We start from the raw sequence: 19,753 nt of genomic DNA, 5'->3' as shown, positions 1-19,753 counted from the left end.
GACAAAAATGAGATGCAGCCACTTCTCGAACTTTTTTAACTCGATGCCGGACGGGAAAATAACCACAAATCTAACTATACTCATTACAATATAAATATCAACGACCACAAGCTCTTATGCGGGTAATTCTAAAATCAGCCTTGAGTGACAGTAATATCGATGCTAATCAAAGCAGCAGTCAACGTCAACTGATGCTATCGATCGCCGCAACCAGTGAACAGATCAACACGAATTTACCGATTAATCTTGGTTTAGTTCTCGATCATAGCGGTTCTATGCAGGGAAAACCCCTAGAAACGGTCAAAAAAGCGGCTTTAAGTTTAATAGAATCCCTCGGTGTTAATGATCGTCTCTCGATGATAGCTTTCGATCATCGCGCCAAAGTTATTCTTCCCTCCCAATCGCCACAGGATGATCTGACTTTAATTCGCTCAAAAATTCAACAATTACAAGCGGGAGGAGGTACGGCGATCGATGAAGGGATAAAATTAGGCATTCAAGAAATTTCTACCGGCAGCAAAGGTTATGTGTCTCATATTTTTCTGCTTACCGATGGTGAAAATGAACACGGAAATAATCAACGCTGTTTAAAATTGGCAGGAGTAGCGGCTGAGTACGGTATCACCTTAAATACCTTCGGTTTTGGCGATCACTGGAATCAAGATGTCCTAGAAAAAATTGCCGATATCGCCGGCGGAAGTTTATCCTATATCGAAAGACCTGAACAGGCTTTAATTGAATTTACCCGTCTATTTAACCGGCTGCAATCTGTGCGGTTAACTAACGCTTTCCTGCAATTAGAATTAGATGCTCGGACTCATTTAGCCGACTTAAAACCCATCGCCCAAGTTGCCCCAGAAACCATAGAAATGAGCCTACAAAAAGAGGGCAATTTTTACATCACCCGTTTGGGGGATTTAATGATAGATGAAGAAAAAATTCTCCTCCTCAATCTCTATATTGACCAAATTCCCCCCGGTACTCACACCATAGCTAAGGTGAAGATTCGCTACGATGATCCCGCTTCCGGTCAAAAAGGGCTAGAAAGTGCGACTGTTAGCCTTGATATCACCTCCCAAGCTCTCTATCAATCCCAATTAAACGATCAAGTTCAGAAATCGATTCTGACTTTAGCCAAATATCGTCAAACCCAAATCGCCGAAGAAAAATTAAAACAGGGCGATCGAGCAGCCGCCGCCACCATGCTACAAACCGCGGCCAAAACTGCCTTACAATTGGGAGAAAAAAACGCCGCCACTGTCCTCCAAACTAATGCCACCCGTTTACAGGTGGGAGAAGAATTGAGCGAAGGAGATTTAAAGAAAACCCGCATTATTGCTAAAACAAGACTACAAACCGATGGAGAGACAGGAAAATGATTAAAATTCGCCCCTTGCCCCTAGGAATTTTTCTGGTGACAATGTTCGCTCTTCCCCCTGTTATTTTACCCCCCTTAGTCAACGCTATTCCCATCGAACAAATACCGACACTAAATCCGCAAGGGGGATTATGGGTGAGCGATCGAGCTAATCTTTTAAGTCGGGCGGCTGTTACGCAAATTTCCGGTGACATAGCCAAATTAGAGGTAGAAACCGGCGCAGAAATTGCTGTTGTCACCGTCCCCGATACCTTACCCTATCCTACCCCCAAAGCCTACGCCACAGCCCTATTTAATCGTTGGAAAATCGGCAAAAAATCGCAAGATAACGGGGTTTTAATCCTCGTTTCCCCCAAGGATAGACGGATAGAAATCGAGACCGGTTATGGAGTCCAACGATTTTTACCCGATGCTCAGGTTAAGGATATTATCTACACCTACATGATTCCCAGCTTCAAAACGGGAAACTACGAAGAGGGTATTCGAGCAGGTGTAACAGTTGTGAGCGGGTTTCTCCGTGGTGCTTATGGGTTGCGACAAACTGAATTTAGGCCTCAAACTGAATTTAAGCCTCAAACTGAATTTAATCCTCAAATCGCAATGTCCACTCGTTATCTTGTTTTGGCTATCCTGATCGTGGGGGTGTTTTTTCCCTCGATGTTGATTCTATGTCTTGTTTGTTTTCGTTGTGCCGTTGGTGGCAATGGTCGAGGTGGCCGCGGTGGCGGCAGCAACGGCAATAGCGACTATTGCGGTTATGATGGTGGTGGTTATGGTGGTGGCGGTTATGATGGTGGTGATTTCGGCGGTGGCAGTAGCGGTGGGGGTGGCGGCGGCGGTGATTGGTAGAGTTGACACTCCCTCCCATGAGCGCTTCGGGGAGTGTCAATAGAGGCTTTGGCTACCAGTTCCGTTCTGTTAAACTTACTCAAATCTACTCATGAGCAAATTTGACGTTAACTTCCTGCTTCACTGTAGTAGTGTCGGCACTATCTACTCTACAAGCTGACACGGTGGAACTCACCGCCAAAGAAGCTAGATTTAGACTAGCGTTCAAGTCTCGACCGCAAACTACATGGCATTGCTCACACTCAAAAACTCTTTCAGTTAAAGATAGAGACTCTTTTTTGTACCCACAATTGGAACAGGTTTTACTGCTAGGAAACCACCTATCGGCTATGATTAATTCCGAACCATACAACTGAGTTTTATAATCAAGTTGTCTTCGGAACTCGTAAAAACCCATATCCTGAACGGCTTTAGCTAATTTGTGATTAGCCATCATCCCAGACACATTTAAATCCTCAATTACTATCTGGCCGTGGTTCTTGGCTAAATAAGTGGTGAGTTTATGTAACGTATCTTTACGGATATTAGCTATTTTAAAATGAAGTTTAGCTATTTGCCGTTGGGCTTTGTTCCAATTATTTGAACCTTTTACCTTATGTCGGTTCAAGTATTGAAGTCTGGCTAATTGTTTTTCGTATTTACGATAACTTTTAGAGCCTTCAAACGTTTCACCTGTCGATAAAGTAGCCAAAGATTTAATTCCCAGATCACAACCAACTACATCATGAGTTTTATTGGTTGTTTGCTGTTCAACTTCCATCTTAAAACTAATAAACCACCTATTAGCTTTTTTACTAATAGTAACAGATTTTGGCTGGTATCCATCAGGTAGCCGCTCGTAAGTTTTTAACCAACCAATCACAGGAACTTTTATCTTTTGATGGGCAATTTTAATGCTCCCATCTAAAGTGAAACTATCCTGTTTACCTTTCTTCTTGAAATTTGGTGGTTTAGCTATCTTCTTGAAGCATCTTTTCCAAGCATCGGATAAAGCTCTTAACGCCCATTGGGGAGCGCATTTAGACACTTGATAATACCAATCATGCTCTGATTTTACCAATGCTACCAACCATTTATGAAGGTCAATAGCCGTAGGAAACTTGATTTTTTCATCAGGGTTAGCTTGATTATGGTCTAAAATTTGCTTGGTTAAAGCCAAACCCCAATTCCAAGCATGACGTGCGGTTCCTGCGTGTTGGGCTAATAATGAGCGTTGTTGATTATTTAGTTTTAACTCAGTCTTGAATCCTAGTAGCAACGTCTCTTAACTCCTCTACGATTTTTCTATTTTTATGGCTTCTAGAGCCATACAATCTAGCGGAAAATACCGTAATGATTTCTAAGACATCTGGCGCTAAATCCTCCTCAAATGTACTGTCTTCAGTTCGATTGATAATGACAACTTCAGTTCCGAATTGCTCACACAGACTAAAGATTAGTTCACTACCAAATCTAAGTAATCTATCCTTATGAGTTAAGACCAATCTCTCTACTTTACTATCAACAATCAATCAAATTAATCGCTTTAATCCTTTTTTGTTGTAGTTAAGTCCTGAACCTAAGTCGTCTATAATTTCAACTTGCCAACCGTTTTAAGCGCAAAACAATTCGACAACTTCTTTTTGACGTTCTAAATCTTTCTTTTGATCATGACTAGAAACACAACAATAGCCAACAGTATAGGAAAGATTCTCTTTTACTCCAAGCAACTGAGAGACTGTATAACGACGATGCCCATTAGCAGTCCGTTCTGGAATTAGTTTCCCTTCAGACTCCCAACGCCTTAATGTCGATACGCTTGCACCTTTTAATTTAGCAGCTTCTGATCTGGTTAACTTACTCATAAAGCTATTATAGCATAAGTCATGAGTAATTTTGGATAGTATTAGTTAGGTTTTTGGTTTCTGTGATTAACCCTTGCCGTTATCTCCTCAAACAACAGTATTAACTCGCCGTCGGCGATCGAGCCATTGTTGTAAAATAATCGCCGCCGCTTGCCGATCAATCGCTCCCTTATCCCAAGAGGAAAACTGTTTTTTGGCTTTTAAGAATTCTTCCGCCTCTAGGGACGTGCAACGCTCATCAATGTATTCTAGGGGCAAATCTAAGGCGATCGCTAGTTTCTGGGCGTATTTTTGCACCTGTTGGGCCTGAAATCCTAACTCCCCGGCCATGGTATAGGGCAGTCCCGCTACCAAAATCTTAATATTTCTTTCCTTGACAATTGCCTCAAACTGTGCTATGTCGGCAACAAAGGAAGAACGGATAATCGTGGTTAAACCGGTGGCGATTAAACCGGTGCCGTCACATCCTGCCACTCCTACCCGTTTTTTGCCGATATCCAAGCCCAAGGCGGCGACCCTTTCCATTACACTGGATGCCCCTGATCGGGGGGTTCCGAGGGCGGTTTAACTGGGGGAAGTTCCCCCGGACTGTCGAGGGGGTCCAGGGGGGGATTATTAGGCCATTTTAACCAAGACATCCGACTAGGGATAGGAGTTCGCGGCACCGATTGTAAACCCTGCAGCATTTCTGCGAGGGCGGAATTTTCTGGCTTAGTTTCGCGGATTTTGTGCCATACCGAGCGCGACATCATCAGGGTGTGGGAACTGCGGATCGCTCCCAATTGTTCCAGATATTCCCGTCTTTCGTGCTGATAATCGGCAGATATCAACTCTAGCGATCGAGGGGGATACTTGCGAGCGAGCTGGGCCATCTGGATTAATAACTTAGGATAGAGCCAAGTGTAGGCAGGATGGACAATTAATTTCGCTTGATGGGGTCGCTCATCCTGATTAGATAGGATTAATTCAAAATAACCGATCGCCGCTTTTCGTTGCGGTTCAAAAACGTAACCGCGACTAATTTGTGGACCGCCGCACCAACTTTGACAGCGACCGAACAAACTATCAACTAAACTGATTTTAAAATCCTGGATATGGCGATCAAATACCTGACGCAGTAGGGGCGGCATAGACACACAATCTAACTGATAGAGCAATTGAGCGTCAGCATTGCTCACCGGCAGTAAATTCGGTAAATCTGCCTCTTGTTTGCTCAATTCCTGTAATAATTGCGGCGGCAAAGACCAATAGGTTAATTCCGCCAAAGGCTGAAAACCGTGTTGCCGGAAAAGCGCCAAACTGTCCTTTTGATTGATATTAACCTCTAACACCCAGGTGCGCGCTTCCCAAACCGTTTCTAGACAATAACGCAGTAATTGCGCCCCGATGCCCTTGGGTTCGCTTAAAGACTCCGCCGGATGCACCCGCACCTGTTCCACCCGCCAAGTGCTGCGACTACTATTAAAAGGGGTGACTTGGATGGCCCCGCGAATTTTCCCCTCTTCTCCCCGATTGGCCATGGACTCAGCCACATAGACATGAAAACGGTGTTGGAGAGGATTAGGAAAAAGACTGAGAATTTTAAACAACCCAAACCAAGGCCGCACCTGTTGCACCCGCGTGCGGAAATTTTGGGCGCGACGATCGATCTCCTCATCGAAGTCATCTAGGGTTAAAGCTTCAATGTCTTCCAAATCCCGATATTGTACGGGACGGATTGGGCGATCGCTGAAATCGTCCCCTTGGGGAACAGGAGAAGTGTTCATGGCTCTGGGGTAAGTATTGTCTATGCACCTATCTTACCGTAGAATCTAGAGGCACTTCCCCACCAATAACAATTTCTGAGGGATCATAGGGGACCACCACAGAAAGAACACCTCGATCGGTAGCTGGGGTTTTTTGGGCCAAATTTCCGATCATGACCATTCGATGCTACAATAACGGACGGTTAATCAGTCCGAATTTGCAGTAAAAGTCTTTGAGTCAATCTGTAGATACCACTAACACCCTAGACACTCTAGCTCAAGAACTAGCCGCCATTCAGCAGACCGGTTCTAAGCGCGTCGCTTTATTGGGTTCCCGTCACGTTCCCATCACACACCAGCAATTGATCGAAATGATGGCCTATGCCCTCGTGCTGGCGGGCAATCGGATTATGACCTCCGGGGCGACGGGAACCAATTCCGCCGTCATTAAGGGGGCAATGCGGGCAGATCCTAATCTGTTAACCGTGATCTTACCCCAAAGTCTCGATCGCCAGCCCCTGGAATCCCAAGAACAACTCCAGCAGGTTATCCATCTGGTGGAATGTCCCGAAAATGACCATCTATCCCTAGGGGAAGCCAGCAGCCTCTGTAATCGGGAGATTATTAATCGTTGTCAACAGTTAATCTGTTTTGCTTTCCACGACAGTCAAACCCTTTTGCAAACCTGCGCGGAAGCGGAAGATCAACGCAAGCTAGTTACCCTATTTTATTTTGACTAAATTCAGCGATGAATCTCTCCGTCAGTGCCATTCTTCTCTATTCGATAGTGGCTGCCGCTATCTCTGTCTATCTACCTTTTCTGCTGGTCGCTTACGCTAGGGCTAAGGTGGGTTACGATACCTCCGCCCCCCGGGCCATGTTCGACCAACTCCCAGACTACGCTAAACGAGCAACTTGGTCCCATCAAAATGGTTTTGAAACCTTTATGATCTATAGTGCCGCCGCTCTCATGGCCTACGTTACAGGAGTCTCCTCATCCCTGGCCGCTACCTGTGCGATCGCTTTCGTGATCCTCCGGCTTTTATTTTCCCTTTTTTATATCACTAATGTCCCGATCGCTCGTTCCCTGATGTTCGGTCTTGGTTCTCTGTGTACCTATACTCTCTTTGGGTTGAGTTTAATCAAGATTCAGTAGTTCGGGAGGGGCAAAAACCCCGATAGGAAATCGGGTTAAAAGTTGCCTAACCCGAACTAAGGTTAATTTTGTCAGTGATAAACCGGTAATTTGGGATTATCTACTGATAACAAACCAGTTAAAAGTGAGGCGGGTTTTTGACTATAGGGCCAGGCAAAAGCATGGCGAAAAGCCGCATCTTGACAAGCTTGTAATTGTCGAAAATCGATCACGTCTAGGGTGAGTAAATTTTCGTACTCGAAGGGCAGCCGGACATTGTGTAAACCAGCATTATCGGTACAGATAGCAATATCAACCCCCGCTTCAAAACAGCGATCAAAAACTATCTTTAATTGCGATAAACTTTCAAGGGTGCCAGTTTTTAAATAGGTGGTGGGACAGACTTCTAAACACTGATGACGACGGGCAACTTCCGGCAGCAATTCCGGATATTGTAGGGGAATTTGAATACCGTGACCAATTCTTTGCAGATAGGGCAGTAATTGGGGATAACAACCGTCCTTTGTTTCGTAAAGATGGCCGGTGGTATTTAAACCCTGTTCCCTGGCATAACTGTATAAACCGGCAAATTCCTCTAGTCGAGTTTGGTAGTGGGAATCACCCCCAGCAATATCGATCGCACAGACGTATTCTCTCATCCCTAGGGCCAGATCAACGATCGCTTTGTTGACTTCGTAGGGAAGTCGCGAGTGCATACAGAGAATTTGACTGGTAATAATCGGATATTCGCTCATTTTCGAGGCTTGACCGACGATATCGACAATCGATCGCATTTGCTCGATTCGCTCTGTTTGGTTCAAATGTTCGTCGGTGCGATAGTAGGGAGTATAGCGCAATTCTAAATAGGCAAGATTCTCGAAGATGTAAGCGCCGCGAATCAGACGATAGATAAAATAGGGCAAAGTTTGGGCGGTTTGAACACTTTCGACTAGGGTATGTAATTCCAAATACTCATCTAAACTATTGCGTTCGCGGGTGTAAAATTCCTCAAAAGCGCGATATTCTGGGAATTTAGCCGCTAAATCCCGCTCATGTCTGTGAAAGTAGCGCCAGAGAATTCTCGGTACTACCGATCCCCCTAAATGCCGATGCAAATCTGCGTATAAAGCCACAACTCCGCTGCTCCTTAGTCTCTCAAATGTTCCTTAAATATAACGAAGTTTTACAATTGTTTGACAATTGTTGCCAAATATTATTAGTACCTATCCAGTGATCGGTTGGGTGTTGGGGAGCGGGGAGATAGTGAACAGTCGCTAGTGCAAGGCTCAGATCTGATCACCGATCACTGATTCAAGGCTGAAGGCTAGAATAAGGTCATTAAACCTAAATAAAGCTTTAGGGAATAGAGAGTGACAACATATACAATGATTGGGGTTTATCCTCAAGCAAACCTAAGCCTATGCCACGCCGTGATGACTTACAGAAAATCCTAATCTTGGGTGCTGGCCCGATTGTCATCGGACAAGCCTGTGAATTCGACTATTCCGGAACTCAAGCCTGTAAAGCCCTACGAGAAGAAGGTTATGAGGTAATTTTAGTCAATTCTAACCCCGCCTCGATCATGACCGACCCAGAAATGGCCGATCGCACCTACATTGAACCAATTCTGCCGGAAATTGTCGAAAAAATTATCGCCAAAGAACGTCCTGATGCGATTCTACCGACTATGGGGGGTCAAACGGCCCTAAATACCGCCGTCGCTTTGGCCAAAAGCGGCGTTTTAGAAAAATATAACGTCGAATTGATCGGGGCAAAACTTCCCGCTATTGAAAAAGCCGAAGATAGGGAACTATTCAAAAAAGCAATGGAAAAAATCGGTGTTCCCGTCTGTCCTTCGGGGATTGCCAACAATTTAGAAGAGGCAAAAGCTATCGCCCATCAGATCGGTTCCTATCCCCTCATTATCCGGCCGGCCTTCACTTTGGGGGGAACGGGGGGCGGTATTGCCTATAACCAAGAAGAATTTGAACCGATGGCCCAGTATGGTCTAGATTGTTCGCCCACATCGCAAATTCTCGTCGAAAAATCTCTAATTGGCTGGAAAGAATACGAATTAGAGGTAATGCGCGATCTAGCCGATAACGTGGTGATCATCTGTTCGATCGAAAACTTTGACCCCATGGGGGTCCATACCGGCGACTCGATTACGGTTGCGCCCGCCCAAACCCTAACCGATAAAGAATACCAACGCCTCCGGGACTATTCTAAGGCAATTATTCGGGAAATTGGCGTAGAAACCGGCGGATCGAACATCCAATTCTCCGTTAATCCCACTAACGGCGACGTAATCGTGATCGAGATGAATCCCCGGGTATCCCGTTCTTCGGCCCTGGCATCGAAAGCCACGGGATTCCCGATCGCTAAATTTGCCGCTAAACTAGCCGTAGGCTACACTTTAGACGAAATTCCCAACGATATCACCAAAAAAACCCCAGCTTCCTTTGAACCGACTATCGATTACGTCGTCACCAAAATTCCTCGCTTTGCCTTCGAGAAATTCCCCGGCTCCCAACCGATTCTAACTACCCAGATGAAATCCGTCGGGGAAGCCATGGCTATCGGTCGAACTTTCCAAGAATCCTTTCAAAAAGCCCTGCGTTCCCTAGAAACAGGCCGTTTTGGCTTTGGTTGCGATAAAGTCGAAACTCTCCCCCCCCTCTCGGAAGTCCGGGCTAGTTTGCGGACACCTAACCCCGAACGAGTTTATAGTATCTATCATGCTTTTAAATTGGGCATGAATGGGGAGGAAATCCACGAACTAACCGGGATCGATCCCTGGTTCCTCGATAAATTGGCCGATTTGATGGAAACTGAGAAGTTTCTCAAACGAACTCCCCTGAAAAGTCTCCGCCAAGAGGACCTATTCGTCATTAAACAACAGGGTTTTAGCGATCGCCAAATCGCCTTCGCCACCAACAGCAGCGAGGACGAAGTGAGAAGTTATCGCAAGGGTTTAGGTATTGTTCCCGTTTATAAAATGGTGGACACCTGCGCGGCGGAATTTGAAGCCCTAACACCCTACTATTATTCCACCTACGAACAGGTGGAATCGGAAGTTTTACCCTCCGATAAACGCAAAGTGATGATCCTTGGTGGTGGTCCCAATCGCATCGGCCAGGGGATAGAATTTGACTACTGTTGTTGTCATGCCGCTTTTTCCCTCAGTCAAGCCGGTTTTGAGACGATTATGGTTAACTCTAACCCGGAAACTGTCTCCACCGATTACGATACCAGCGATCGCCTTTACTTTGAACCCCTGACCAAAGAAGATGTCTTAAATATCATCGAAGCGGAACAACCAGAGGGTTTAATTATTCAATTCGGTGGGCAAACTCCCTTAAAACTGGCGGTTCCCCTGCAAAAATATTTAGAATCGCCTAATTGTCCCGTAAATACCAAAATTTGGGGAACTTCACCGGATTCGATCGATGCTGCCGAAGACCGGGAACGGTTTGAAAAAATCCTCCGACAATTAGATATACGGCAACCCCCCAACGGTATTGCCCGCAGTTTCCAAGAATCCCAAGCAGTGGCTAAACGCATCGGTTATCCTGTAGTAGTACGTCCGTCCTACGTTTTGGGCGGTCGGGCAATGGAAATCGTCTATTCCGATAGCGAATTGGAACGCTATATGAAGTATGCGGTACAGATAGAACCGGATCACCCGATTTTAATCGATAAATTCCTCGAAAATGCCATCGAAGTGGATGTGGATGCCCTGTCAGATGCCACGGGAACGGTAGTTATCGGGGGATTAATGGAACATATCGAACAAGCGGGCGTACATTCGGGCGATTCTGCCTGTTCTATCCCCCATACGTCCCTGAGCGCCTCGGTTTTAACCACAATTCGACAATGGACGGTGGAACTAGCGAAAGCTTTAAAAGTAATCGGTTTGATGAATATCCAGTATGCGGTGCAGGGAGAGACAGTTTATATCTTAGAAGCGAATCCCCGCGCTAGTCGTACTGTTCCCTACGTTTCCAAAGCAACGGGAGTTCCTTTAGCAAAAGTTGCCTCCCTCGTCATGTCGGGCAAAACCCTAGCAGAATTGGGTATCATCAGCGAAGCAATTCCCCGTCATATTGCCGTAAAAGAAGCGGTTTTACCCTTCCAGAAGTTCCCCGGTGCTGATACTCTCCTAGGGCCAGAAATGCGTTCTACAGGGGAAGTAATGGGGATTGACAGCGATTTTGGCAAAGCTTTCGCTAAAGCGGAAATGGCCGCCGGCGTGATTTTAGCCACCAGTGGGACGGTTTTTGTCTCGATGAACGATCGCGATAAAACCCCCATGGTTCCCGTGGTTAAGGATCTGCAATCCCTCGGTTTTCGCGTCGTCGCCACTTCGGGAACTCGTGAAGTTTTGTTAGAAAACGGTTGCGAAAATATCGATTTAGTGCTAAAGATTCACGAAGGCCGCCCCCACGTTATCGATTGGATCAAAAATGACTGGATTCAGTTTATTGTCAATACTCCCAGTGGTGAAGAATCCCAAAACGATGGCCGACAAATTCGCCGTACTGCCCTCGATTATAAGTTACCAATTATCACCACTATCGCCGGGGCAAAAGCGACGGTAGCGGCCTTAAAATCCCTGCAATCCCAACCTTTAGAGGTGAAAGCTTTACAGGATTATCTCGCCTAATTTCAGTTATCAGTTATCAGTTATCAGTTATCAGTTATCAGTTATCAGTTATCAGTTATCAGTTATCAGTTATCAGTTATCAGTTATCAGTTATCAGTTATCAGTTATCAGTTATCAGTTATCAGTTATCAGTTATCAGTTATCAGTTATCAGTTATCAGTTATCAGTTATCAGTTATCAGTTATCAGTTATCAGTTATCAGTTATCAGTTATCAGTTATCAGTTATCAGTTATCAGTTATCAGTTATCAGTTATCAGTTATCAGTTATCAGTTATCAGTTATCAGTTATCAGTTATCAGTTATCAGTTATCAGTTATCAGTTATCAGTTATCAGTTATCAGTTATCAGTTATCAGTTATCAGTTATCAGTTATCAGTTATCAGTTATCAGTTAGAAAGGGGATATAGGGATTTAGGGAAATTTCAGCCAAATGCCCCACTTCCCCATCACACCCGACACCCCATCTCCCCACTACCCCACTACCCCATCTCCCCACTTCCCCATCACACCCGACACCCCATCTCCCCACTACCCCATCTCCCCACTTCCCAATTCATAATTCATAATTCATAATTCATAATTCCTATGACCGATACTATCACCGACTATAAAAACCTAATTAGTGAACTGATTAACCGTTATAAAAACCGCGTCGATTTCCTGACAATTCGTCTAGAAGAAGCGCGGGGGACTAATATTCTACTGCGTTCCGAACGAGTGGAAACCCTCAGCGAAGGTATTGCTATCGGTGGTCAGGTACGCGCCTGTTATAAAGGAGGTTGGGGATTTGCCAGCTTTAATCAATTATCCAGTTTACAGGAACGATTAGAAGATGCGATCGCTGCCGCCCGTTTAATTGGGGAAGAAGAAACCCTGATTGCTCCGGTAGAACCTGTAATTATCTCCTGTGAATTGCCTTTAACAGGAACAGATCCCCGTTTAGTACCATTAGCCGATAAAAAAGCCCTCTGCGATCGCTATAATAATGTATTGCGTCAACACCATCCCAGTATTGCCACCACTTCCGTCCGTTATAGCGATAGTAGTCAACATATTCTTTTAGGTACTTCTGACGGGACTTTAATCGAACAAAAATGGTCAGACTTAGAGATGCGTTTTTCGGCCACCGCTAGGGATGGGGACAGCGTACAAACGGGCCGGGAAACCACAGGATCCCGAAAAGCTTTCGAGGATCTGGTCAATTTAGAAGAACAGGTGCAGGGGTCGGCTAAACGGGCCGTACAAGCCCTAGTTTTGCCCCCTGTCAAGGGCGATACCTACACCGTCGTCATCGATCCCATTTTAACCGGTCTGTTCGTCCATGAGGCTTTTGGCCACCTTTCCGAGGCAGATATGTTATACGAAAATCCTGACCTTTTGGAAGTGATGAGTATGGGCAAACGTTTTGGACCAGATAACCTGCAAATCTTTGACGGGGCCTATCCAGAAGGTCATCGGGGCAGTTATTTTTATGACGATGAGGGAACCCCGGCGACGACGACTCAGTTAATTAAAGATGGGGTTTTGGTGGGAAGACTGCATTCGCGGGAAACGGCGGGCAAATTAGGCGAAAAACCGACCGGTAACGCCCGTTGTCTCAATTATCATTATCCGCCCATTGTCCGCATGACCAACACTTGGATTGAACGGGGAACCACTGCGGTTAAAGAGTTATTTTCGGGCATAAAAACGGGAGTTTATGCCCAAAATTGGCAGGGAGGCATGACTAACGGCGAAATGTTCACTTTTAGCGCCGGGGAAGCTTGGATGATTCGCGATGGAGAAATTGCTGAACCCGTTAAAGATGTTACTCTCTCCGGTAATGTCTTTAAAACCCTAGCCAATATTGAGGCAATTGGGGATGATTTCTACTGGGATGAGTCGGGAGGCTGCGGAAAAGGGGGTCAAAGTGGTTTACCCGTCGGCTGCGGTGGCCCCAGTCTCCGTATCCGCGATGTGGTGGTGGGGGGAGAAGCCGATATTCAGTAATCAGTGATCAGTAAACAGTAATCAGTGAAAAGAAAGTGGGAAACTACTATTTAATACTGATAACTGATAACTAATAACTGATAACTGATAACTGCTATAGCGCAGTTTCATACAGCCGAAATCGGGTGTATCCCACATTTGCAAAAATACCGACAATCAGCAATTATCAGTGACTCTTAAATTAGTACAAAAATATGAACAATCGCGTGTAAGCATCTGACAGTTAACCTAATGCGCGGGGGGTTTGGGGGCGGCGCCACGCCCCCAACGGGGGGTTTGGGGGGTAGAACCCCCCAAAAGCTTGGATTGAGTGATAAAACCGAAAGTAACGCCCAATTTTAGGAGAAAGTTTCCCCTTAAAAACCCCAAATTAGTAGATTTACAAAAATGAGATGCACCCGCCGAAATCTATCTCATCTTCTCATCACTGTCTTCAATTTCTTGATCATCTTGATTGATTTCTTCTTTAAATCCCCGTAAAGTTTTCCCCAAAGCTGCCCCAAATTCGGGTATTTTTTTCGGTCCAAATATCAGGAGAACAACTACAGCAATAATTACTATTTCTGGCCAACCTAATCCAAACATAATCTTTAAAGTAAAAAGTAAAAAAAGAGAAAGGAGTCAGAATTCAGGAGTCGGAAACTTGGAGAATTGCCAGATTCTGTCTTTTGCACGAGTGCCTGTTGCCTCTTGCCTTCAGAAGCTGATCACTGATCACTGATAACTAATAACTGATAACTGACTCTATGCTGCCACTTCAGCGCGTTTATAAGCTTCGTCGAGGACTTCTGAGAGAGTCGGATGGGTGTGGATGCGGAAAGCGAGTTCATGGACGGATTTACGTTCAGCGATCGCATTGGCCGCTTCTTGAATTAAATCCGATGCGTGGATACCGATAATATGAACACCGAGTAATTCCCCCGTATCCTGACGATAAACGACTTTAGCGATGCCTTCCGTTTCTCCTTCCGCTAAAGCTTTAGAATTTCCCTTAAAATAGGTCTTGACAGCAGCGACTTTATACCCTTCTTGCTGTGCCAAAACTTCTGCTTGCGGTTCCGTTAAACCCACATAACTAATCTCGGGGTGGGTAAAAGCAGCAGCGGGAATACTGCGATAATCGATGGTTTTTGGGCGATTACAGATATTTTCAATGGCTATTACCCCTTGACCCGAAGCAGCGTGAGCTAACATCATTTTACCCGTAGCATCACCCACGGCCCAGAGATGGGGAATCGGTTCACCGTCCTGAATTACCTGCATTTTGTCATTAACGGCAATAAAACCGCGTTTATCCAGTTCTACCCCCACAAATTCCAATCCGAGATTCTTGGTTGCGGGGATTCTTCCTGTAGCGACTAAACAAGCATCTACTTCTAAAATTTCGATCGCTTCTTTGCTTTTTGCGTCCACCAGTTCAATGGCCACGGGATTCCCCGGTTTAATACTTTTTGCCAAAACTCCCACATAAGTCTCGATGTCTCTAGGTTTAATCAGAACTCTTTCCGCGATTTTCGAGATTTCTGGGTCAAATCCAGGCATGAGACTATCTAAAGCTTCGATCATCGTCACTTCACAACCCAAAGCGGTGTATATATCCGAAAATTCCAGACCGATATAACCACTGCCGATAATTGCAATCCACTTGGGTAAAGTTTCTAATCTAACGGCCTCATCACTGGTAAAAACCGTTTTATGATCGATCTCGATCCCCGGTGGGACAAAGGGAACCGACCCCGGACAGAGCATAATATCCTTAGCGGTGTAGATTTTTTCGCCACTATCCCCGATGACGCTGACTTTTTGCGGGCCGGCGATTTTTCCCCAACCGTGGATAGTATCAACCTTGAGACGTTTAAGACTATTAGTGAGATCGCCTCTAATTTTACTAACAAGGTTGTTAGCATGATTAGCAATTGTCGGACGGTCAAAATTAACGCCACCGATGGCAATACCTAGACTTTTCAGATGGTCACTATCGGCCAATTCGCGCACTCGTCCCGAGGCTGCCAGCAAAGCTTTAGAAGGAATACAACCGCGATTAACACAGGTTCCTCCCATATCTTTGGCTTCAATAATAGCTGTTTTTAGCCCACATTTGACTGCGTGTAGGGCTGCCCCGTGGCCACCAACTCCAGCACCGATAATAATTAAATCGTAGTCGAATTCACTCATAGTCTCTCTGACTCTCAAAGTTAGCATTATCCCATTTTACGATCCACTGCGATCAAGCGGTGCTATCCCGGTCAAAAACTGGAGCCAGTTTTTAGCCATCAGGCTCTTGTGCATTGAAACTGGGTATTGGCAATTTTAGGACAAGTCGTTACTAGACCTCTGGTAAAAATCAAAAATTGTTGTTAGGGTTAGGAGTCGGTCATCAGTAGTCGGGAGAATTGAGAATGAATAATAATGGTCTATTCACAGATTTTATGCAATTTAATCCTTATTTTTGCCGTTTTTGAATCCTCAAAAATTAATTATGCTTTGCTGAATCAAAATATGAATACTAATCGTGCATCCTATCCATAAGTTAGTCTAGTGCTAGGTTGTAAAAATTAGACCTCCCGCCAATACTTTGCTAGATGAAGGAACCATCTTTCTCCTACCATAATTTAGGCTCGAAACCAGAATCATTAATGATTTCTACCGTTTCTCCCGATGGTTTAATTACAAATAAACCTTGTTTATAGGCATAACGATCTACTCCTTCATCTATTTCTATTCCCGCCACTGCACCATAAGCTTGATAGTTTTTATAATGGGGAAATGCTTGTTTAAATCGACTTAATTTTTCTAAAAACTCGTTGACATCATCTTTCGATAAACGAGACTTACATTCTACTAAAACTACCTCGGTTTCATCGACGGCTAAAATGTCAATCTCCATGGCTATTCCTTGCCGTTTTACCCTGGCACGACTGTAGGTTTCTTTGACATCGATACCTTTGGCACGAAATAGGCTAATAACAGCAGGTTCGACTAATTCCTCGACAAATCTTCCCCAGCGAGTGGTTAAACTATCCACAGCACGACTGGTATTAGCCACTGTTTTCTCTAGCTTGGCTAAACGGCGATCGGCTTCAGCAGCCCGGCGATCGGCTTCGGCGGCCCAGCGATCGGCTTCGGCCTTGGCTTCGGCGACCCGGCGATCGGCTTCGGCCTTGGCTTCAGCAGCCCGGCGATCGGCTTCGGCCTTAGCTTCAGCAGCCCGGCGATCGTATTCTTGGCGTGATTGTTCAAACTTTTCGTTAGTTTTCTCGAAAAGTTTATAGATATCTTCGATGGTAATCGGTTGAGACATGGTTATTTGTTTTAATCTTTCTTAGTTTAATATAATTGTACTACCAAAGTACAAGTCATTTTGGGGACGGGTGTTAATTCAGCAAGTCAATAGTTACAGCGGTTCTCCTCAAGATCAAGTATGACGGTATTGGGCATCGACCAGCTACTGTTCCGCAGTTCCGGCGTTCCCTAAAATCGGAGACTTCCTACCTCACCATGAAGATAACTGCTCTCGATAAAAAACAACCCCTAACCTCTCGGCTAGGAGTTATGGATCAAGGTAGTTGTTTGGTCAAAATTAAAGATAAAGATGAGTTGAAAAACTAGGCAAGAGGATCTACACCCATGTCCACTACAGCATTGCGTAAAACGGTGATTTGTTGGCTAAAGTCCAGTCTTTGCAGAGCGGTGAGGACGATATTTGCCTCGCGAGTCATTTTGTAGTTAGCGGGGACGGGAACCACAGTTCCTTCCTTCATCATTTCCGCTAATTGATACCAGAAAGCTAGTTTGGTGTTAACACTGAGAACACCGTAGGAGCGGGTAATCGGATTGCTGACTTTTTTAACCAAATCGCGCATGGTTTCTAATTGTTCAGAGTGGGACATGGCTTTAATTTGGCTCAGTAGTCCCTCGGCAAATTGTAAACGAGCGGCTCCCGGTGCGGCGGGGGTAATAGAGCGACCCATTTCCGTATAGGCGAACCAGAGAACGGCTAGTTTATCATCGGTGTTCAAACTTTTGTATTGAGCGGTGGTGCTAGGAACATCGAGCGCCAAAGTGTTGAATGCAGATGCAGTGTAAACCATAATAAGCCTCAGAGGTGATTGTTCATTTAATTTAGAGACCTGCTTACTGCCTTATCTCTTTACCTGCCTATTATGTAACAAAAAATTTAGGATTGCAAATAATTGTTACAAATACTTGACTTAAGATATTTCTATGGTGACAGAAACACAAATCAAAGAAAAAGCGCTAGAGTTGGGCTTCCATGGGGTCGGTATTGCCTCTGTGGACAGCCAAGACTCGGCGGTATCCCATCTAAAAAGCTGGTTAGAGCGGGGTTATCACGCTGATATGGATTGGATGACTAACCCGAAACGACAGGATATCAAAACTCTTTGGCCAGAAGTGCGATCGCTAATTTGTCTTGCCATTAACTACTACACCCCCCAGCAACAGAGTCAAGAACAAAACCACGGCAAAATTTCTCGTTATGCTTGGGGAAGGGATTATCACAAAGTATTAAGTAAAAAATTAAAAGCCCTCAGTCAATGGTTAGAAAGTCAGGGGGAGCAAATTCAAACCCGTTACTATGTGGATACGGGACCTGTACAGGATAAAGTTTGGGCGCAAAGAGCAGGGATCGGCTGGATTGCCAAGAATGGCAACTTAATTACCCGCAATTACGGCAGTTGGGTGTTTTTGTCCGAAATATTAACTAATTTACCTTTAGAACCCGATCGACCCCATAGCGCCCATTGTGGCACCTGTAGCCGTTGTTTAAGCGCTTGTCCCACCCAAGCAATAGTTAGTCCCTATGTGGTGGATGCTAATCGCTGTATTGCTTATCATACTATCGAAAATCGTGCTGTCACTTTGCCTACAGAAATTGCCAAGAATTTACAAGGTTGGGTAGCCGGCTGCGATATCTGTCAAGATGTCTGTCCTTGGAATCAACGTTTTGCCCAAGTTACCGACGTGGAGGATTTTCAACCTCGTCCCGAAAACCTCTCGCCAAGGTTGGATGAATTAGCTAATCTAACTATAGAGGAGTGGGATCGTCGTTTCATCTCGTCAGCCCTACGTCGGATTAAACCCCAGCAGTGGCGACGTAATGCCCAAGCTAATTTAGCTCATTCCCTTAACCCCGCACAAGATGACAATTAAAGTAGTCCTGTTCGATTTTGATGGTACTATCGCCGATACCCACGATACCTTCGTGGAGATTGTCAATCGTTTGGCTAAAAATTTTGGTTATCAACCCATCAACGAGGAAGATTTGGCCAGACTAAAAAACCTTAGTTCCCAAGAAATTGTTAAACAATCCCAAGTTTCCCTCGTTAAAATCCCTTTTTTACTCCATCGAGTTAAACGAGAATTAAATAAACAAATTGAATGTCTGAAACCCTTCCATGGCTGGCATCACTGCCTCGCCACTCTTAAAGCAAGAGGCTATAGATTAGGAATCATAACTTCTAATACCAAAGAAAATGTCACCATATTTTTAGGTAATAATCAACTCTTAAATTTATTTGATTTTATCTGTTCGGGAACGCCTTTATTCGGCAAACACAAAATTCTCAATCGCCTGCTCCGACAAAATAAATTCTGTCCCGATGAAATGATTTATGTCGGCGATGAAACTAGGGATATTACTGCTGCCCAAAAAAGTCAAGTGCAAGTGGTGGCAGTCGCTTGGGGCTTTAATTCCCCTCAAATTCTCACTCAATTTAACCCCGATCATCTTATTCATCATCCCCTAGAATTATTGGATATTTTAGATAGGGCTGGCTGAAAAAGTTTTTTCTGGGGGCAGGGAGAGGAAGTCTGGGCATTTGTACTAAAATACCCAATACTCAGTTTAAATATAGACTTTCGATGGATGGGGGCAGAGAGACTCGAACTCTCACGAGCTTATAAGGCTCAACGGATTTTAAGTCCGTAGCGTCTACCATTCCGCCACGCCCCCGTTATTTGACCGACAATTTTTTATCATATCATAAATGATTTAATTAGCAAGAGTATTTTCAGTAAATTATTTTGGTTCTTCGGTTTGTGTTATGTAATGGACGGGGGTTATAAGAGATGGAACCCTTATAGAGAAAGACATTGGACGATTTTTGTCAATTGTTTTTGATCTA

General features: G+C 44.7%; 17 protein-coding genes, 1 tRNA gene and 1 pseudogene. 8 read left to right on the top strand and 11 right to left on the bottom strand.

The features are described from left to right. The first annotated feature begins 116 nt into the window (after positions 1-116). Positions 117-1,379 (top strand): VWA domain-containing protein, encoded by a 1,263-nt coding sequence (locus B5D77_RS11310; RefSeq protein WP_008206907.1) that lies wholly within the window; start codon positions 117-119, stop codon positions 1,377-1,379. After that, positions 1,376-2,227 (top strand): YgcG family protein, encoded by an 852-nt coding sequence (locus B5D77_RS27720; protein ID WP_106908842.1) that lies wholly within the window; start codon positions 1,376-1,378, stop codon positions 2,225-2,227. The genes B5D77_RS11310 and B5D77_RS27720 overlap by 4 nt, the downstream gene beginning before the upstream one ends. Before the next feature lie 85 nt (positions 2,228-2,312). Here B5D77_RS27720 and B5D77_RS11300 read toward each other — a convergent pair whose 3' ends face one another. The 5 genes and pseudogenes from B5D77_RS11300 to B5D77_RS27715 all read right to left on the bottom strand — a co-directional run bounded on the left by B5D77_RS11300 (position 2,313) and on the right by B5D77_RS27715 (position 5,991). Then, the gene (locus B5D77_RS11300; protein ID WP_008206903.1) at positions 2,313-3,485 is read right to left on the bottom strand and encodes an RNA-guided endonuclease TnpB family protein; all 1,173 of its coding nucleotides are present in this window, start codon (positions 3,483-3,485) and stop codon (positions 2,313-2,315) included. Next, positions 3,463-4,071 (bottom strand): annotated as a pseudogene (locus B5D77_RS11295) (IS607 family transposase). Before B5D77_RS11295 ends, B5D77_RS11300 begins: the two are co-directional and overlap by 23 nt. Before the next feature lie 87 nt (positions 4,072-4,158). Further along, positions 4,159-4,596 (bottom strand): Holliday junction resolvase RuvX, encoded by a 438-nt coding sequence (gene ruvX, locus B5D77_RS11290; RefSeq protein WP_008206898.1) that lies wholly within the window; start codon positions 4,594-4,596, stop codon positions 4,159-4,161. After that, positions 4,596-5,837 (bottom strand): GNAT family N-acetyltransferase, encoded by a 1,242-nt coding sequence (locus B5D77_RS11285; RefSeq protein ID WP_106908841.1) that lies wholly within the window; start codon positions 5,835-5,837, stop codon positions 4,596-4,598. The genes ruvX and B5D77_RS11285 overlap by 1 nt, the downstream gene beginning before the upstream one ends. 28 nt (positions 5,838-5,865) lie before the next feature. Beyond that, positions 5,866-5,991, bottom strand: coding sequence for a hypothetical protein (locus tag B5D77_RS27715; protein ID WP_255348766.1), 126 nt, complete (start codon positions 5,989-5,991; stop codon positions 5,866-5,868). Positions 5,992-6,049: 58 nt separating this feature from the next. On the opposite strand from B5D77_RS27715, the gene B5D77_RS11280 reads away from it, so the two are divergent. After that, positions 6,050-6,556: a hypothetical protein gene (locus tag B5D77_RS11280; RefSeq protein WP_002741066.1), complete on the top strand. Its 507-nt coding sequence runs from the start codon at positions 6,050-6,052 to the stop codon at positions 6,554-6,556. Positions 6,557-6,564: 8 nt separating this feature from the next. Continuing rightward, positions 6,565-6,972, top strand: coding sequence for an MAPEG family protein (locus B5D77_RS11275; RefSeq protein WP_008206891.1), 408 nt, complete (start codon positions 6,565-6,567; stop codon positions 6,970-6,972). Between the two features lie 71 nt (positions 6,973-7,043). On the opposite strand, the gene B5D77_RS11270 is transcribed toward B5D77_RS11275, so the two are convergent. Beyond that, a complete protein-coding gene (locus tag B5D77_RS11270) occupies positions 7,044-8,084 on the bottom strand; it encodes an adenosine deaminase (protein WP_106908840.1) in 1,041 nt (346 codons plus the stop codon). A 287-nt stretch (positions 8,085-8,371) separates the two neighbouring features. Between B5D77_RS11270 and carB the strand changes: the two genes are divergently transcribed. After that, positions 8,372-11,617 (top strand): carbamoyl-phosphate synthase large subunit, encoded by a 3,246-nt coding sequence (gene carB, locus B5D77_RS11265; protein ID WP_008206888.1) that lies wholly within the window; start codon positions 8,372-8,374, stop codon positions 11,615-11,617. Between the two features lie 586 nt (positions 11,618-12,203). Then, entirely contained in the window at positions 12,204-13,607 is a 1,404-nt protein-coding gene (locus B5D77_RS11255; RefSeq protein WP_106908839.1) for a TldD/PmbA family protein, read from the top strand. Positions 13,608-14,015: 408 nt separating this feature from the next. Here the strand turns inward: B5D77_RS11255 and tatA are convergent, their stop codons facing one another. The 4 genes from tatA to B5D77_RS11235 form a co-directional block, all read right to left on the bottom strand. After that, on the bottom strand, positions 14,016-14,192 hold the full coding sequence (tatA, locus tag B5D77_RS11250; protein WP_002763330.1) for a twin-arginine translocase TatA/TatE family subunit: 177 nt from the start codon (positions 14,190-14,192) through the stop codon (positions 14,016-14,018). Between the two features lie 159 nt (positions 14,193-14,351). Then, on the bottom strand, positions 14,352-15,782 hold the full coding sequence (gene lpdA, locus B5D77_RS11245; protein ID WP_008206878.1) for a dihydrolipoyl dehydrogenase: 1,431 nt from the start codon (positions 15,780-15,782) through the stop codon (positions 14,352-14,354). Between the two features lie 427 nt (positions 15,783-16,209). Next, entirely contained in the window at positions 16,210-16,908 is a 699-nt protein-coding gene (locus tag B5D77_RS11240) for a DUF3782 domain-containing protein (protein ID WP_106908838.1), read from the bottom strand. A 304-nt stretch (positions 16,909-17,212) separates the two neighbouring features. Beyond that, on the bottom strand, positions 17,213-17,698 hold the full coding sequence (locus tag B5D77_RS11235) for an orange carotenoid protein N-terminal domain-containing protein (RefSeq protein ID WP_008206876.1): 486 nt from the start codon (positions 17,696-17,698) through the stop codon (positions 17,213-17,215). A gap of 133 nt (positions 17,699-17,831) precedes the next feature. Here B5D77_RS11235 and queG point away from each other — a divergent pair, with 133 nt between their 5' ends. Both queG and B5D77_RS11225 read left to right on the top strand, forming a co-directional pair. Beyond that, positions 17,832-18,779: a tRNA epoxyqueuosine(34) reductase QueG gene (queG, locus tag B5D77_RS11230; RefSeq protein WP_008206875.1), complete on the top strand. Its 948-nt coding sequence runs from the start codon at positions 17,832-17,834 to the stop codon at positions 18,777-18,779. Beyond that, the gene (locus B5D77_RS11225) at positions 18,769-19,407 is read left to right on the top strand and encodes an HAD-IA family hydrolase (RefSeq protein WP_008206874.1); all 639 of its coding nucleotides are present in this window, start codon (positions 18,769-18,771) and stop codon (positions 19,405-19,407) included. Before queG ends, B5D77_RS11225 begins: the two co-directional genes overlap by 11 nt. Positions 19,408-19,495: 88 nt before the next feature. Here the strand turns inward: B5D77_RS11225 and B5D77_RS11220 are convergent. Further along, positions 19,496-19,581: transfer RNA gene (locus B5D77_RS11220), tRNA-Leu, on the bottom strand. Positions 19,582-19,753: the final 172 nt, after the last annotated feature.

The organism is Microcystis sp. MC19 (assembly GCF_003019735.1).
Classification (GTDB): domain Bacteria; phylum Cyanobacteriota; class Cyanobacteriia; order Cyanobacteriales; family Microcystaceae; genus Microcystis.
The sequence above is the reverse complement of the archived record's forward strand: the minus strand, read 5'-3'. Positions and strand labels throughout refer to the sequence as shown.